Annotated in this window: 9 protein-coding genes; 1 reads left to right on the top strand and 8 read right to left on the bottom strand. The window is 41.9% G+C overall.

The features are described from left to right. Window positions 1-45: 45 nt before the first annotated feature. The 8 genes from JIG41_RS16000 to bcsR all read right to left on the bottom strand — a co-directional run bounded on the left by JIG41_RS16000 (window position 46) and on the right by bcsR (window position 15,303). Window positions 46-2,766, bottom strand: coding sequence for a metallophosphoesterase (locus JIG41_RS16000; protein ID WP_199525078.1), 2,721 nt, complete (start codon window positions 2,764-2,766; stop codon window positions 46-48). Between the two features lie 113 nt (window positions 2,767-2,879). Next, a complete protein-coding gene (locus JIG41_RS15995; protein ID WP_075593749.1) occupies window positions 2,880-4,310 on the bottom strand; it encodes a peptide MFS transporter in 1,431 nt (476 codons plus the stop codon). Window positions 4,311-4,535: 225 nt separating this feature from the next. Then, a complete protein-coding gene (locus JIG41_RS15990; protein WP_199525077.1) occupies window positions 4,536-8,354 on the bottom strand; it encodes a cellulose synthase subunit BcsC-related outer membrane protein in 3,819 nt (1,272 codons plus the stop codon). Then, window positions 8,345-9,460, bottom strand: coding sequence for a cellulose synthase complex periplasmic endoglucanase BcsZ (gene bcsZ / locus JIG41_RS15985; RefSeq protein ID WP_065978851.1), 1,116 nt, complete (start codon window positions 9,458-9,460; stop codon window positions 8,345-8,347). Before bcsZ ends, JIG41_RS15990 begins: the two co-directional genes overlap by 10 nt. Then, window positions 9,460-11,709 (bottom strand): cellulose biosynthesis cyclic di-GMP-binding regulatory protein BcsB, encoded by a 2,250-nt coding sequence (gene bcsB / locus JIG41_RS15980; RefSeq protein ID WP_199525076.1) that lies wholly within the window; start codon window positions 11,707-11,709, stop codon window positions 9,460-9,462. The genes bcsZ and bcsB overlap by 1 nt, the downstream gene beginning before the upstream one ends. Further along, a complete protein-coding gene (gene bcsA / locus JIG41_RS15975; RefSeq protein ID WP_081759708.1) occupies window positions 11,706-14,372 on the bottom strand; it encodes a UDP-forming cellulose synthase catalytic subunit in 2,667 nt (888 codons plus the stop codon). The genes bcsB and bcsA overlap by 4 nt, the downstream gene beginning before the upstream one ends. Next, window positions 14,362-15,084, bottom strand: coding sequence for a cellulose biosynthesis protein BcsQ (gene bcsQ, locus JIG41_RS15970; RefSeq protein ID WP_036966968.1), 723 nt, complete (start codon window positions 15,082-15,084; stop codon window positions 14,362-14,364). The genes bcsA and bcsQ overlap by 11 nt, the downstream gene beginning before the upstream one ends. A gap of 3 nt (window positions 15,085-15,087) precedes the next feature. Next, entirely contained in the window at window positions 15,088-15,303 is a 216-nt protein-coding gene (gene bcsR, locus JIG41_RS15965; protein ID WP_036966971.1) for a BcsR/BcsP family cellulose biosynthesis protein, read from the bottom strand. A 122-nt stretch (window positions 15,304-15,425) separates the two neighbouring features. Here bcsR and bcsE point away from each other — a divergent pair, with 122 nt between their 5' ends. Next, window positions 15,426-17,051, top strand: a complete 1,626-nt coding sequence (gene bcsE, locus JIG41_RS15960) for a cellulose biosynthesis protein BcsE (protein ID WP_036966973.1) — start codon at window positions 15,426-15,428, stop codon at window positions 17,049-17,051. Window positions 17,052-17,123: the final 72 nt, after the last annotated feature.

Genomic DNA, 17,123 nt, shown 5'->3' with positions numbered 1-17,123 from the left:
TAAAAAGGCCAATATTGGCCTTTTTATTTAGCTTGTGTGTATTAATTAGTTTACACTTTGGCGTTGTTTGTTAAAAAACTTACTGCGTTGTTGTAACCACGGATTATTCATTATGTGTGGTGCCGTTTGGTAATGACGTTCAACAACGTTATTTAAGATGCGTGTTGAGCGGACATAATTCAATTGTTGTTTTGCTGCGCCTAAGGTGGCTATTTCATTGTCTGTCATGGCTCGGCCTGCAAACAGCAGCGCATTTAAATACCCAGGCTCCGTTTCATAGTCATTATCGGTCAGCAGTAAGGTTGCTTTATCAATCGCCCAGCGCTGGTTTATTTCGCCTTCGTCTTTCACACCGATAAGCTTACCATCTAGGTAAATTTTTAGTGCTCCGTTAGTCGGCGCTGCATAGAATACAAAAGCAAGGCGATGCCACTCACCAGCGTTTAGGTTACCAAAGTAACCACTCTTAGTTGTAGCAATACCTATCGCGTTAGCTTTATTCGTATATAAGTCGGCATCGCTTATATTGGTGATATCGGTTTGTAACAGAGCGCGCCATTGTTGACTGCTTTGTTCAGGCCACAGTAAATCCATGACGAGTGTGTAATCGGCAATCAATCCGTCATTGGTAAAGTCGCCATTGGCAGCACTATTTGCTGTTAGTAGTAAGCCTTGACTTGGACTGTGCCGAGAAAACGCTAATACCCCTGATATACCGTCTTTTAAATCAGCAATTTGTAATGCGCTGGTCGTCGAAAATTGGCTGTTTTCTTCTCCCCAATTACGTTGTTCTGGGTCGAAGAAGTTAAGAGCTGCGGGACCTAAGTCACTTTTAAACCCTTGGCTCGGATCATTAAAATTCCAGACAGTGACTACATCCTCATTTTCGCAGGCACTCAGTGTATTCTCTGTGTCTAAATATAAACACTGGCTGGTACGAAAACGGGCATAGTTATCCAGTATCCACCAACTTTCGGCCAATAAATTTGCCTCTAATGCTGGCACAGTCGGGAAGAATAAGGTGCTATTGAGGGCAGGGCCTTTAAAAAGTGCCACTTGATACTGTGCAGCATCGTCAATACTCGCGGGGGCTAAGTAAACCCACTCAGGTTGGCTTTGTACCATGGCTTTAAGCTCAGCACCTGTGACATTGACTTGGTAAATTGCATTGAAGCCTGATGTATTTGAGGGTTGGCGCTCAACTTTAAACGCGGCATGAAAATCTTCTTGTGTGAGTGTGCCGGGCAACCAGCGATCTTGTACTTGGCTTGCATCAAAAAGGGCTGCATCAATAGCTGCAAATTGTTGTTTTGTTGCTTTCGCTGTGAGCAGGGCTACTTCCTCAGCGCTTGGGTAGTTTTCAGACACGGCAATTTCGGTATTGGCGTCGGGGGCATAGCGGCCCATAATTTCGTCTATTGCTGTTTTTGTGTCTGTGCTAACTGTCATTATGTCGCTGGTCGACACCGTATTGTAATCAACATCGGTGATACTTTTATCTTTAAGGTCGAAGGTTAAGGTTAAATCGGTTAGACCTTGGGCAAAAAAGTTTGGCTGAATTACAAGACTGCCGTTTTCGAGAGTTTGATAATTTTCGCCGCCATGGGTGTGCCCACCGAGCACTAAGTCAATGCCAGATACAGTGGTAGCAATACGCGTATCAGTGCCTTCCCCAAGGTGGCTTACCATCACCATGTAGTCTACGTCTTGTCGATATTGATTAACGATTTGCTCTGCCACTTCCTGCCATTGCCAGTTCATTTTGAAGTTAGCAATAAAATCTGGAATTGGATCATCTTCAATCGGATTATCAAGCTCATTCCATGGCACCGAAGTCATGCCAAAAAAACCAATACGCAGACAGCCTACCTTTACCACTGAAAAATCAACCGCTGCAAATTCAATGTCGGCATTACCGTCGTATTCCGTGTTGCTGGCAAGCACAATGGCATTATCGTCATCGGCAAAATCAAGTAATTGCTCAGGACCCCAGGCGTAATCGTGGTTACCAATAACCCTCACATCAAATGCCATTGCTTTAATGGCTTCAACCGTAGCTAAGCCTTGCGATGTTTGTTCAGCAACCGTGCCTTTTTCATAGTCATCCCCACCATTCGTAAAGAGGGTGTTTGGGTTCGCTTGCTTTGCATTGTCGTAATAACTGCGGATACGACTAAAAAGCTGCTCTTTAAACCCAAAGCGAGCATGTAAGTCAGCTACATGGATAAAGCGGACGGTTTGTGATGTTGCGTTATCATCACATTGTTCACCAATCGTTTTACTGACCGCAGGCACCCTGCGCGACTTTAAAGCAAATGTGCCAAACTCAGTGATTTGACTGACTGCAAAGTCATCGTCATTTTTTATTGTAGTAAGGGGCTGCCATTGCTCATTTTTTAAAATTACGATGCTAAAAACAACATCAGCTTGTTGCTCTGGTAGCTTAATCGCTAAGGTTAGTGGGTCTGAAAAAACCACATTATTCGGTCTGAATGTATAGCGCGCAGAGACAATGCCTTGGTCAGTATCGGTAGGTGTCGCAGCTGTTGATGTATACGTGAACGTTGTGTCTGTTGTGACGGTATTCTTTGGGGCTGTGAGAATGACTTTGCCATTATCAAACTGCTCAGTTAAGCCATTATCGGCAGAAATAATTAACCCGGTTTGAGTCGGGGGGACTGCTGTTTCTTTTGTTGTTTTGTCACCCCCGCAGGCTGCGAGTAATGAAATAGTTAAAAAAACTGACAGTTGAATTAAAAAGCGCAATGTAACGTCCTTGCCGATATACCGATTAACGTTGGATTATAGTATCAGTATTGAGGACGGGGAAGTAGCCTTTAGAAAGAAAATCCCCACAGCAGGCGCTGTGGGGAAACGTATTATTGCTTTTCAGCAGTCACTTCTAGCTCTTCTGCAAGAATGTGTTCTTGTGTGTGAGGCACATGCTGACCTTCAGCACCGTGCATCCACTTAACAAGTTTATCGCTTAATAAGTACATGATGACAGCAGAGATGATTGCTGTCGCACCTAAACCAATAAAGATACCCATTGCATTTTCAACAGCCGCTTCGCCTTCGCCTAGGAAAGAACCTACGAAACCTGCAATCTTGTTTGCAACAGCTGTACACAGGAACCAAATACCCATAAGCATTGACGCTAAACGCAGTGGTGCTAGTTTACTTACCATTGATAAACCAATTGGTGATAAACATAGCTCACCAAGTGTATGGAATAAGTAAAATAACACGAGCCACATCATGCTGATTTGCAGGTTATCGCCTTGACCTTGCGTCATTAGTGCCAAAATCATGGTGATAAAGCCAAGTGCTAAGAAGATAAGTGCAATAGCAAACTTAACTGGTGAGTTAGGCTCACGCTTATCAAGTTTTAACCAAATAATGGCAACGAGCGGTGCAAATACAATGATGAAAATAGAGTTTAACGATTGGAACCAAGATGCAGGTACTTCAAAGTCAAATAGCATACGGTTAGTGTAGTCGTTGGCAAATAGGTTCATAAGACCACCTGCTTGCTCAAACCCCATCCAGAAGATGATACTGAATACACTCATTGTGAAGATAACTTTAATACGGTCAGTTTCCACTTTAGTCAGTGGCTCTTTCGTGTTTGATTCTGATTGTGCTTGTGAAAGCTTAGCAGAAGGAACCACACCGATATCGCCTAGGTATTTGTTGCTCAGTGCAAGTTGCATTAGTACAGAGATAACCATACCGATACCTGCCACTACAAAGCCCCATTGCCAGCCCATTGATGCAGCAGCATAGCCAGCGATAAGTGGGCCAAGCGCACCCCCTAAGTTGATACCCATATAGAAAATAGTGAACGCGCCATCACGACGTTGATCACCTTCTTTATATAGATCACCTACCATTGTTGAGATGTTTGGCTTAAATAAACCATTACCTAAACACAGTAGTGTTAAACCAAGATAGAAAACGTTTTCTTCTTGGCCTGCTAAATAGCTGTGAGGAATACCCATGGTAAAATGGCCAGCAGCCATTAATAAACCACCGAGGATAATTGCTTTACGCTGACCTAGCACGTTATCAGCTAACCAACCACCAAGTAATGGCGTAATATAAACAGCCATAGTGAAGGTACCGTAAAGGCTCAATGCATCAGCATTTGACCAACCAAAACCACCTTCTTGAACAAGTGCAACTAAGTACAGCACTAAAATGGCACGCATGCCGTAATAACCAAATCGTTCCCACATTTCTGTGCCGAACAACAGGAATAACCCCTTAGGATGCCCTAAAAAGTCACCTGCTTTAGGTAATGAACTCATATTTACTTCCTAACTTTAAGTTTTTGTTGAGGCCTTATTATTTTTGCATTGGTCGTTCTGTGTATTTTATTGTTGAACGGGCGGCCATGTGTGTGATGCAGCTAAGATAATGGTTTGTTGTTCAAGTTATGAACTTGAGGGTAAGAGACACACCCTTATCCTAGCTACATGCGCGCTACAGTATACATAGACCTTCAGTTCAGGGGAAGGGTTATAGGCCAGTGTTTAGTAGCTTTGGTAAGGTACAACGGGCTTTCCAGGGAAGGTCAGTTCACTATAAACCGGCTTAAAGTAGTACCTAAAATAGAACTGTGCATAGTTTGGTTCGTAAAAATCTGCACGATCTAAATTTAAATATCCGCCAAAAAACCAATGGGGTGTAAAACGGTATTCAAAACTGGCTCCTAAGTTATAAGAAAGCCCATTACTTTTATCATCTTCAAAAATAGGCGTCACTCCGGTTACGTCTGTTTGCGCGTGTGCTTGAGCCTGTAAAAGAGCATCGTTCGGGAAAAATTCAATTTCGTCAGTCGTTGTTGTTGACCACGATACACCCGCACGAAGACGATAAATAAAATTGTGACCAATTCGGTGATCATAAACCACGGGAAAAGAAGCCCCTAAGTAGTTTTGCGGGCTGTAATAGCCACCATGACCCCACGTTTCTTCACTTAAATTATATTTATAAGACCAGTGTAAGAGGTTAATGCCCAAGCTTAACTCTTGATCTCGCTGTCGGATGGCTCGGTAGTAACTGCCCCCCATAAGACTGTAACTTTGATTGTCTTTAACGTTTTTACCTTTGAGCAATTGATAGTTTGTGCTGCCCCAAAATCCCCAGTCGAGTCCTAGATCGTGAGAAAGGCTGAGCTGAAGTTGTGTAGCGCGTACGCCACCCCACACTTGGTTAGTGAATACATCTTCTAGACCCGCATACGATAAAACTGAGCTGGTGACAGGGCGTTTATTCACTGTAACACCATAGCCAAAATCACCAATATCGCCGTTGTAATCAATGCCCCAAACAATGTCCTCAACTAAAAAGCCCAGTGGGGTCGTGCCAATATCAAAGCGCCACTGTTCGTTTTGCCACGCAAGGCCAATATCGATACCTTGTTGCTTCGGCTTAATACTGGTCAATGGGCAATCGAAAATACACAACGCACCTTGTCCGTAGCGGCTACCCGCGAAAGTTTCATCAAAACGTGTTTCTTGACTTGAAATCGTCATCGGATCGAGTTTAACAATACCGGTGCCGCCAAAAAGCGGGAAACCAGCCTCTATGGGAGTAGCGCCGGCCCCTAATGATGACTCATTTTGAGTGCTGGTTTGGCTGCTAAGGTTGATGGCCGCAGTAATATATGCCTGCTCATCGCGCTCAATACGCTGCAACTGGCGTTTCGCATTATTGACGTACCAAGGTGCATCGTCGTCCAGCGCGTAAAGCGCATAATTTTGTTCATCACTGAGAGTGGTGTGGTTGTGTGTTTGCGGGGCGATTGCAGTACGATACCAATTCTCTGCACGGGTAGTTTGTTCAAGCGAATCGGCAACGGATGCCGCTTGATAATAAAGCTCGGCATTATTGTTTGACTTGGCGAGTAATTGTTGAGCGAGCTTGAGGGCTGTTGACTGGTTTTCAACATTACCGAGGGCAGCCATTAGCTGTTGTTGGCGGTATGCCTCTTGTGCATTAACAGCATGGACCTGTTCTGTAATGATGTGATCCGCTAAAAGGTGCTCACCTTGCTCTCGACTTAATTTAGCAACTGCCAATGCGGTATCAATCGAAACACTGAATCCGGCCGCAGTGTGTTGTTGGTATCGGTTGATTGCAGCGTTGCCTTCACTTTGTTCAATATACGCAGTGATAAGGGCTTCAGCTAATTGGGGATTATTATTGTGTTGCTGATCGAGTGAGCTCAGTTTTGCAATACGACGTTGTCCTTGCTCAAAGGTGTTAATGTAGTTAATTTGCAAAGCTAACCACTGCGCTTGCTCGGCCTCAGTTGCCTTAGTGGGTAATTGGTAATGCGCAAGCCATGTGTCGGTGTCTGCTTGATTAGCGCTTTCGATAAGCCAGCCACCATAGAGCATATGCCAGTAAGGGTTGAGACTTGGATCGCGCGTAAGCGCCTTCTTTAACTGTCGAATAGCATAGTTATTTTCATTAATTTGTCGCCACTGAGTTGCCAGCTCTGCCTGCATAAGCGGGGTGAGTGGTTGCGCTTCTAATTCCGTGAGTTTATAAATAATTGTAGCTTTATTCGTTGCCGTATTATTTGTCGCGAGTTTTTCAAGTTTGGCATTAATACTCAGTTGCTCAGTTAATACATTAATTTGCTCAGTGCGTGCGTTATTTGGAATATAATCAAGGGTTGCTAATGCCCCCTCGTAGTCATTCAATGAGCGTAAAAACAAAGCATGGCTGTAGCGAAGCTCAGCATCAAGAGGGAATTGCCATAAGGTTTTTTTGTAAAGAGCTTTGGCATGATCAACCAACCCCTGTTGTTGGTATAAGTTTGCTAGATCATAGTACAACCAACTTTGGCGCGGGCTTTGTTTTATGGCGACTAATAAGCGTTGTACTGCTCCATCGAGGTCTCCTTTGGCGGTTAATTCATCGGCTTGTTCACGTAATTGCTGAGTTTGTAAAAGTGTATAATCTTGGGCTATAAGCGCTTGCTGCTGAGTGCTTAAGCCATTATAAAACTGATGGCTTCTCGTATAATTACCATCTGACGCACTGAGGCGAAGCATTGCGCTTAGGGTCGACTCTGCCAGAGGATCGTTTTTTAATACTTGCTTATACAAATTCATAGCCGTTTGATATTGACCACTTTGTTCAGCAAGTTGTGCGCGGTAAAACAGCACGGTGTCTGGGTCTTCATCGAGAGTGTCGGCTAAATTTAGCTTAAGTTCAGCACGTTTAAAGTGTGATGCACTGAGTGCCGATTTTGCCTCATCGATGTACTGCCAAAATCGTGCTGTGTTTGCTAAGCCTTTTAATACGGTAATACGATTTACATCTGTGCTGAATTGTTGTGCTTTTTTAAAAAAGTTGTAAGCCTGCTCATTATTGCCTTGCCGAAGATTAAGCAAACCCAAACTATTATAGATTTCTGGGTCTGTTGGACGCCCTGATAACGCAGAATTAAAATACCTCTGTGCTTTTGAAAAATCTTTCTTTTCAAGTGCTTGGTTGCCTCTAACCCACGCTTTGTAGGCAGGATCTGCAAGCTTTCTTTGCTCTGCTTGGTATTTTTTTTCAAAATCACTAAATTGTAACTGCCCCTTACTGCTTTTTGGGTACGCTTCAAAATAACGTGCATAGGCACGCATGGTTTGTTGGGTAAGCGGCATGTCTTCGAGTGCTGAAAGCCAAGCAAATTCGGCTTCTACACCATATTGATTACTGTGTGCGTAGTGACTTAGCAGGTCAATCGCGTGTGCATTTTCAGGATTTTTCTTAATAAGATGACGGGCATAAGCCAACTCAAAACGGCCGCTATTTGGGTAGCGTTTCATTAAAGAACGATACCCCCTTAGGGCGTGTTGATATTGGCTGCTGTCTTGGGCTAGCCAATTAATATGCTCAAGCTCGAACTCGATATTCGGATAAGTCGATTTAAATAACGTATTGTAAATTTTAACTGCTGCAGCATATTGACCCGCACGCGCACGCAGGCGAGCCTGTTGAATCGTGGCTTTATCTTCGTTATTTACTCTGGCCAAAAGCACAAGGCTGTCAACACAGGGGTGGGGCTGTTGAGCAATACCTGCAAGCAAGTTGTTGGCTTGCTCTGTTTCTTTCAGCGCATACAGCACGCGTATCTCTGCACACTGCACTTGCGTGTCTTTAGGCGCGATACTCAACAGCTTATCTAAACTATTGGTCATAAGTTCAGTGTCTAGCTCTATCTCACCGAGTTGCACTTGGCTTATTAACCAATCAATAGATTGGGTATCAAGGCTGTTTTGTGTCGAAGAGGCGATTGCACTCGGACTTGCTATAATTGCAGCAAGTAACCATTTTATTGGCATTTAGCACTCCAGTTCGTAATGAGTTCGCCATTTTTATTAATGCTGAAGCGTTTGCTTAATGCGCTCGTGCCAAATAAATACAACACACTGTCATAGTAGCGGCTACTAATAAAACCGGTGTCCATCATCATTTGCTGTTGTAATGCGGTGATTGATTGCGATGCATTCTCTGCCGCTAAAAATGGCAACAGTGCAGCCCCAAAGCCAATAGGTCCCGTACCTGATACTTTCCCCGTGACAGCCTGTGTTTCTAGGGGCACTTTGCCTGAAGAAACAATGTGCTCAACCATGGGGGTTAATTGTTTCATTAATGCTGATTTGTAAGGCGCATCTTCAGCCATCAAACTGGCCCATAAATAAACCCGTATTGCATTATAACTTCCCAGAGCAGGTGCGTGTTTATCATGAAAAAAGCCTTGCTCTGCATTGTAATTAACCCAGTCAGGGCTAAACCCTTTAGCGGCTGTGCTAATAAGCATATTGGCAGAGTTGTCATGCAATTGCTGCCAAGGAGAGTGCGGATAAAGTTCAGCAAATTGCTTAAGGATAAACAGTGGGGCATAGCTTGGATTAAGCTTCCAAGTGTTTCCGTCCTTAAAGCCATTAGGTCCAGGCAGTAATGTAATCCCCAGTTTAGGAAGCTGTGCGGTTTCTTCACGAATAATACGTTCTGCAAGCACACTGCTTAGCACTGCATAGCGCCTGTCTTGCCATAGTTTGGCTGCTTGAGAGAGAGTGTATGCTATCCATAAATCAGAGTCAGAGGCTGGGTTTGAATCTAAAATTTTACCTTCACCTTCCTTTATACCCCATTTCCATGCAGGCAGGCGCGTACTTAAATCGCCTTCAGAAAGATTAACTTCCGTCCACTCTAATAATGTATCAAAGCTGGCTTGATCGTTGGCAACTAAGGCGAAGAAAAGTGAATATGATTGACCCTCCGATGTCGTTATATCATATTCGCTGCCTAAATCGATAACACGTCCTTTAGGCGAAATAAAATGCGTTTTAAACGTATTCCACTGTGGCCACGCTGCACAGGTTAATTGTGCAAAAGCGGGTGTTGAAAATGCTAAAACGAATAGCAAAGAAGCAAGAGTTTTCATTATGCTTTATCTCCTTCAGATAAACGTTTCTTTGTTAACAACATTAATAGTCGCCATAACATAAATGAAATGAGCAGTAGGGTAAGAATTGATAAAATAGCCAACAACAAAGGTTGGTCTGAAAAATGGAACCAAATTAACGTGTGGATTGGCACGTGGCCAACAAAATACTGGTCATCGGTTTTTATGGTTTTAATGCCTTGGTTATTAATAATTGCAGAGCTACCCATTATTTGTGATGTTTTCGCGTTATCTAATAGTGCATCTGTAAGCAATGAGTAAGCATTGTCGTTAGTGGCAATTAAAGACACTACTGAGCGGTCAGAATCAAAAGGTGATTGGAAACCAGATATAATGGCTAAACGGCCCAAACTCCGTATATTGACTTTAATTTTTTCGGCATCGGTACTGTCATAAGCACCATTATAAATAGCTTGATCGACAATACGTTGATTATTATCAATCAATACACTGAGAGAGCTGTTTTCGGCGACCGAGCTTAAAAATGAATCTGGTTTACCAATAATGACAATATCTTTGTCAGCAAAATCTAGCTGACTACTTGGAAATTGAATACTCAAACGATGAGCAGGATAACCGGTAATCGCCCCTAAATGGCCTGTAAAATTCAGCAGTAAGCTAATCGCATTTGTAGAGCTATTAGCCTCCATCACTAAAGTACTTTGATGTAAATCGGCATATTTCGTAAAGGGGAAACCGCCACTCGCAAATGCTCGTAAATTGGGTAAAGCAATATAGTGATGGAAGTTACTCACATCAATTGTAGAGCTGCCATCGATAGCACCAAATTCGCCACCGGCAGGAATCGCACTGCATTCGCCTGTTTTTACAACGGCAAAGTTAAAGTCATAAGTGAGTTGGTTGTTAGTGGTTAAATCAAGCCCTGTTAGCTCAAAATCTTGGCGTGATTGGCTCGGGTTTATGTCTGATAATAGCGGCAGTAACGTTTGCGTAGTAATGGTTTTACCATGGTCGTTCTCAAGAATAAAACCATCTACAAATTTGCCATTTATAAGCATATTTAAGCGCGACAACATGCCATGTTCAACAGGGGTGTTGCGGTAGTTGAGCGTAATGGGAATGCCATTTTCGCGCCATGTAAATAAGTCGGGCGCAAAGCGTAAGTCTAAACGGACAGGTTGTCCACGAAAGCCTTGTGATTGTAATTGGGTCGGGTATTCGATAAATTCATCAAAACTCACAGCACGGTCTGAACGAACCCACAGCGGCGCATCGTAAGCTTTTCTTAAAGGCAGGCTGGCAATTGCGTCAACGGTGGCGCTTCGACCTGTCATGACTTTATAGCCAAACACTAATCCAACAACCGCCTCTTTTAATTGCTCTGTGTTTTTGCCTAACACTAATAAAACTTTTGCATAGCGATGTGTCGGGCTGCTGATGATTTCGATTGTTGGCTTATCGACATCGGGATAATTTAGTAAAAAGTCAGGCTTATTATCATTGGTTGCAAACACCACACTATGCTCAGTGGGCGTACTATTGATATGGACAGGAAACTGCGCTTTACGCCATTTCGCTTGCGCACCAAAAAAACTTGATAGTGCAGCGGCAGCTTCCAGTGTTGGCTCATCGGGTTGCGAAGAAAAAATAAATGGCAATGTCAGCTTGGTGTAATCACGCGAGTCAAAAAACGGCGCCGGGAAATACTCAAGTAAACTTTCAAGTGCAAGTGATTGTCTCTCAATGCTGATATGACTACTTTTGCCAATTTCTGCCCAAATTGTTTTACTGTAATCGTCTTGGCACACTAAATCGTAGTAACCGATGAGTTCAAAACGCACTTGGTTAAAATCTTTAATTAGCTTGGGATTAAGCGCAACACTGTGCTCGGCTACACTGCCGAGTACCGTATTTTTATCGTCAACAGGTAATACAGTGACTAAGTTTTCATTGAAAAATATTTTTAGATGCGAGACTCGGCCTATTAAAGAAGGTGAGTAAGTATATGAAAAGTTAAGCGTTAACTTTTTCCCGAGCCTGTCTAAACGGTTGGTAAACTCAACACGTGTATTACTACTCACGCCATCAAGTTTAAACTTACTAAGCCCTAATTGTTCAAAACTGAGCGTTAAACTCTCGACAGGGGCACTTTCAGGGTAACCATCATCAAAAATAGATTTATCAGGGAGTGGCTCTGCGCTCATAGCCCAGCCAGATAAACTGAGAGTGCCAACTGCTAATAACAAGGTTAATAGTGATTTCATCATGATGGTTTAAACGCTTTTGTTGGTTTTTTAGGTAATAACGAGGCCACAAAATATAAGACCTGCGATACAAATACAATGACGGGTCTTAATTCATTTGGAGCGTGGAAAATCAAGTTCTTAAAGCCTCGAAGGCTGGTGTAAAATACATTTGAAAAACTGTATGACGGTTTATCGTGTTTAAAGTTTTCTTGCCAATCAAGCCAAGCATCTGCACGAGAGAAGGTGCATTGAATAAACGCTTTTTGTTTTTCTAAATCTAGATCACGAAGCGTTAAGCCCAATTGTTTGTCGCGTGTGTTGCAAATGTAGGTGGCAAATGAATACTGCTTAAATCCTCGACTCATTAGTAGTTCAACTTTATCGTTTACACGGCACAGGTGGCTATGTTCTGTTTCAAGCCCGACGCCGTTATCAGAGTAATCGGTGATTTTGACCTTTATCGTGTGTCCGTTGGCTAATCTAATTGCAGCAGGGAAGTTAGCTTTAATTCGGTGTGAGCTACGTACTTGTTTTGCTTCAGCTGCAACGGCAACCGCAGCACCCAGAATTATAACGTTGTAGCTTGCCCATAACATACTGATAATTAACACACCTATCTGTGATGTATCACCAAAAAAGAGTCTGAATACGCCATAGGTCATGCCGATAACATTGATAAGTAAAAGGATGATGTAAGGCCTTGAAATAGTCCAGTCGTAATGATCGGTGTCGTTTAATCCCCCTTTTTCGGTCACATTAAACTTTCCTTTATTAGGGTTAATTAACGCAACTGTGGTGGGCTTTAAAATATACCACGCAAGAACAGACTCATAGACCTCCCCCCAAAAAGAGTAACGATACTTACCTTGAATACGAGAGTTAGTAATTTTTACCTGCAATAATGTTGGCACTATATATAAGAAAATAGCCACAAAAGGCGCATAGATAATTTGTGCATTGAAGTAAATTAGTGCAAGCGGGGCCGTTAAAAAGACAATGCGAGGGATACCAGATAAAAAGTGTAACATTGCATTGAGATAACAGAGTCGTTGAGCAATATTCAGGCCTTTACCAAACAAAGGGTTATCTAAGCGGAAAATTTGCGCCATCCCTCGTGCCCAGCGAATTCTTTGACCCACATGTGCCGATAAACTATCAGTAGCCAACCCTGCAGCTTGTGGAATATTGATATAGGTGGTTTTGTAGCCTGCACGCTGCATTCTTAATGCAGTGTGAGCATCTTCGGTGACGGTTTCAACGGCAAAACCGCCTATTTCTTCAAGCGCACTTCGCCTGAGTACAGCACACGAACCACAGAAAAATGTAGCGTCCCACATGTCATTTCCGTCTTGAATTAAGCCATAAAACAGCATGTTTTCATTCGGGATTTTTCGATGGTTTTTTAAATTTCGTTCAAATGGATCCGCAGAGAAAAAGTGATGTGGAGTCTGCACTAGACACACTTTGCTGTCGTTAAGAAATTGCCCCATAGTCATTTGTAAGAAAGAGCGGGCAGGGATGTGATCGCAGTCAAAAATAGCGATATATTCGCCCTGTGTCACTTTCATAGCCTGATTCATATTACCCGCTTTAGCGTGATTATTGTCTGAGCGAGTTAGGTAGCCAACCCCAATTTGTCTTGCAAATTCAGCGAATTCAGGACGCTTACCATCATCTAAAATGTAGATGTTTAACTTATCAGCAGGCCAGTCGATGCTTTGGGCAGCAATAGTGGTAGGTTTAACGACACTTAATGGCTCATTGTAAGTCGGAATATAAATGTCGACGGTTGGCCACGTTGACGTGTCTTCATTAAGTGGTAAAGGCTTACGTTTTAGTGGGTTAATGGTTTGAAAAAAGCCTAAAATAAGCACCAGCCACGCATAGCTTTCAGCTAATAATAAGCCAATACCTAACGCTAATGCGACGGGGTCATCCCAGTTAAGCGTGTCGGTGTAGCGCCACCATAAATAACGTGTTGATGTTGTGACTGCCAGCGTGATCATGGTGATGGTGGCCATCTGTCCTTCAACGCGCCTTAGCGAGTAGGCAACGATAAGCAGTAAACTAATGAACACCGCTTGTGCTTCGATACTGAAAGGCACCGTGACAAAAACTGCCACAGCAAAAATGAGTATGGTGAAAAACGCGATTTTCAGTATGCGATTGTTCCAAATTTCAGCTTTACTAATACGCTGGTAAGATTCTGCTGATGGGTTTGTTTTAGCAAACAGCCAAAGTCGCTTAAATGCACGCACTAATTTTTTGTCGACAAGGCGCAGTATTCTGAGTGAATGCTTTATTTTTCGCCATGTTTTACGCTGCTCATAGCTTATCTGTGCCTGTGATGTTGTTGTGGTGTTGAACAAGGCTAAATAAATACTTTGCAATAAAATGCGTACACAGTTACTGGGTGTGACAACGGGGCGCGTTACATGCGGATAAAAGTACTTTAACTTTTGTTTTATTTGGTTTTTTCTGTTTTTGTCCAGTTTTATAAACAAGGATAAAAATAACACCAAAAAAGGCAGAATAAATGCCCCAAGTAGGCTTATTTTATGCTGATTAAAGTAGCCATGAAATTTAAAAAACACAAAACGAGTTATCTTCTTTGTAAATAAGAAGCCTAAGCAGGTTTTGATGATACGTTCAGGTAATTTCATTGCTGTTGGCTTATGATTCATTATTGTTTGCACGACTAACGAGCCAACCGGCTAAGGTTTCAAAGTCATCGTTGGCAACACTGTATGGAGCACAATTAATCGCCACATTACGAAATGCGGTTGCTTCCATGATAGCTTCGTCTTTGTTGATGTATAAAGGCGCAAAAAGAGGTAATTCAGATTGCCATAGCTGTAATAAGTCAGACTCTAATTCAGACGCTGAATTAAAACGATTAGTCAAGAAGTAGTGCTGCCACGATGAACCAGACTGCTTTAAAAAATTCAGTTGCTTATACATCAAACTATGGCATATGGCGTCACAATTGATGACTTCAAGAAAAATATCTTCAGAGTCAAGCGGGTATTCAAGTGCATTAATATGTGCAGGGCAATCAAATAAGAACCACGCGTCATCGCTGTCATGAAGTTGCTGGCAATGATTTATTATATCTTTAAAGCTGCTTTTTGTGTTTGAGCCACTTCCGTACGGTAAGAACGTGACGCCGTCATTATCTTGATGGAACTGCTCACTGGCAGATGCAAAATCGGCGTAATCACTCCATCCTAGTAAATGGTCCCATGCAAGCCCTAGGTGTAAGCCTATGTCGCTTTTAGGATCGAGATCTATTACATAGACTGTTTCATGTGATTTTCTTAAAGCACACGCAAGGTTTGCCACTACCGATGTGGTTCCAGTACCTCCTTTTATCCCTTTCACGAAAATCTTTTTCATTCTTTAGTATGTGCTTTTGTTAAATAATTTATCTTGTTGTGTATCTTTAATAGATAAAGCGATATCTTTAATTAAAGGATATTTATCGATCGTTTGACGGTTTTTTTCAACGTCGACTATTTCAATATAACCTTGATTTTTTCCGCCAAATTGGCGTAATAAATTGTCAATGTCATTTTTTGTTAAAACAGTTGATTTTTTAAATGCAAAGTCATTCATCTAATAGACCTATAACGGCAAAAACTGAATTTAATTTGTCTACGATACATGGACATAAGCCGCATTATATATAGAATAGCGCTTAAAACTAGCGCTAAAGTATCTTTTAAAAGGATTTTCTGGTGCCCCATTTACAAATTACAGGATTACAAAACGCTTACTCAGCGCTCAAGCGCTGTGCAAATTATGCACTGTTGGCATCTTTAGACAATCAGTTATTAGAGTTAGTAAGACACCTATTAGCTAGTAATAAAGACCCTGTTTTCCTGCTCTCTGAGCACGTTGAGGTGTTTTTTGAGAGTGAAAATAACACGCTATTATTTAGCCTTTTTGAGCAAGGTTTGCTGCATCCTTTTCATTTACATCACGATGCAAATTTAGCAAAAAACTTACATTTCTCTCGCGGCGTGATTCAGGAATTAAAACAATATAAAGAGCTTCGAAATAGTACACTGATTTTACACTTGGATTCAGAGCTGCTAGTACCTCTTACTGAAGCGCAATTAACTAAAAAGCTCGGGTTTTACCGTGATTTATCTATTGCTAAAAACGTAACAGTTATATTCTTGATTTCGGGCTCGCGTATTAGTGATGTAAGGCGCCAGTTTCTGGCTTTAAATACGCTTTTTGATGGCCAAATTTTTATTACTCAAGAAGCCTCAATTCGTACCTTAGAATATGACTATTGGAGCCATAAAGATGGCGTAATTGCGGGTCATTCTATAAATTGTGAGCTTTTGCAGGGGCAATTGAGCGTTTTTGATGCTCATTTAGAAGAGTCGAATGAGCAAACATCATCGCAACAAGGATTAGATGAAGATGAGGTATGGCTTGTTAAACATGCGTTGCCGCAAGGGACGAAGTTACCGCTGTCTTATAAAATAGTCGAAGATAATAATGCACTGTATAAACTTGGCCTTACAAAAAAAGCTGCTACATTAGTGTTTTCGGTAACGCGCTACACTGATTTGTCTGCATTGGCTGGTGAGTGCTTTTCGCTTCGCAAACAATGTGGTCGAAAGTTAAAGCTAGTCATTCAAAATGTAGATGGCATTATTCGCCATCAAGATGAGTGCCTCTTTTTAACGTTAGGCGTGAACCTTATTTTATACAGTTTCTCTGAGCCTTCGCGGTTACAATCACAAATTCAATCAATCCAAGGATTCCAGTTTTCAAGACCACTTCCTAACTCAATTGATGAGGTATTGAAATACAGTGAAAACGTACTGACTAAAGGGTATCTGCCGATAAATAAATTTGTTGAACAAGTTGCTAAGCATAGTGACTCAGCTGCAAATTTAGGTGTTAGCGGGGTGCTTGTTATGTTACAACTTTTACCCCGTATAGATGCAATACACCCGCTGCATTTGTTTCATGTAAAACGTGAAGGGGATATTTTTAGCTTTGCTGACGATTATATTTACCTGTATTTACATGCGTGTCGTGAGCATGACGTAGAAAGTGCGATTAAGCATTTATTTAAGCTTGAAATTAGCGACTTTTTTATGTCGAAAAATGTGATTGCAGATCATTTCTACATTCAGCAAGAATGCCGTCATCTGCAGCGCAGGTATACCAATGTTGACGTGCCTGATTACACCGAGCAATTAAAAGAAAATGTCAGTTATGTTTTTGATGCTAAAACAGCTGATATTTCTTCATTGAATAAGGAGACTCCTGAATTTAAAAAGGTGATTAGGCCTATCTCTAAACCCGTAAAAGTAACTTTAAAAGGTGAGCAAATATGAGTTTAAATCAGTTCTTTATTACTTTTATTATCGCTTTATTATTGGGGGTTTTGATTAGTAATACAGGTAAAA

The organism is Pseudoalteromonas sp. bablab_jr011, from assembly GCF_016464045.1.
GTDB lineage: Bacteria > Pseudomonadota > Gammaproteobacteria > Enterobacterales > Alteromonadaceae > Pseudoalteromonas > Pseudoalteromonas lipolytica.
The sequence above is the reverse complement of the archived record's forward strand: the minus strand, read 5'-3'. Positions and strand labels throughout refer to the sequence as shown.

What these genes read in the sequence shown, in the direction of transcription:
- JIG41_RS15990 (WP_199525077.1), bottom strand. Translation starts at nt 8,354, where the DNA reads ATGCCAATAAAATGGTTACTTGCTGCAATTATAGCAAGTCCGAGTGCA.
- JIG41_RS15995 (WP_075593749.1), bottom strand. Translation starts at nt 4,310, where the DNA reads ATGAGTTCATTACCTAAAGCAGGTGACTTTTTAGGGCATCCTAAGGGG.
- bcsB (WP_199525076.1), bottom strand. Translation starts at nt 11,709, where the DNA reads ATGATGAAATCACTATTAACCTTGTTATTAGCAGTTGGCACTCTCAGT.
- bcsQ (WP_036966968.1), bottom strand. Translation starts at nt 15,084, where the DNA reads ATGAAAAAGATTTTCGTGAAAGGGATAAAAGGAGGTACTGGAACCACA.
- bcsA (WP_081759708.1), bottom strand. Translation starts at nt 14,372, where the DNA reads ATGAATCATAAGCCAACAGCAATGAAATTACCTGAACGTATCATCAAA.
- bcsZ (WP_065978851.1), bottom strand. Translation starts at nt 9,460, where the DNA reads ATGAAAACTCTTGCTTCTTTGCTATTCGTTTTAGCATTTTCAACACCC.
- bcsR (WP_036966971.1), bottom strand. Translation starts at nt 15,303, where the DNA reads ATGAATGACTTTGCATTTAAAAAATCAACTGTTTTAACAAAAAATGAC.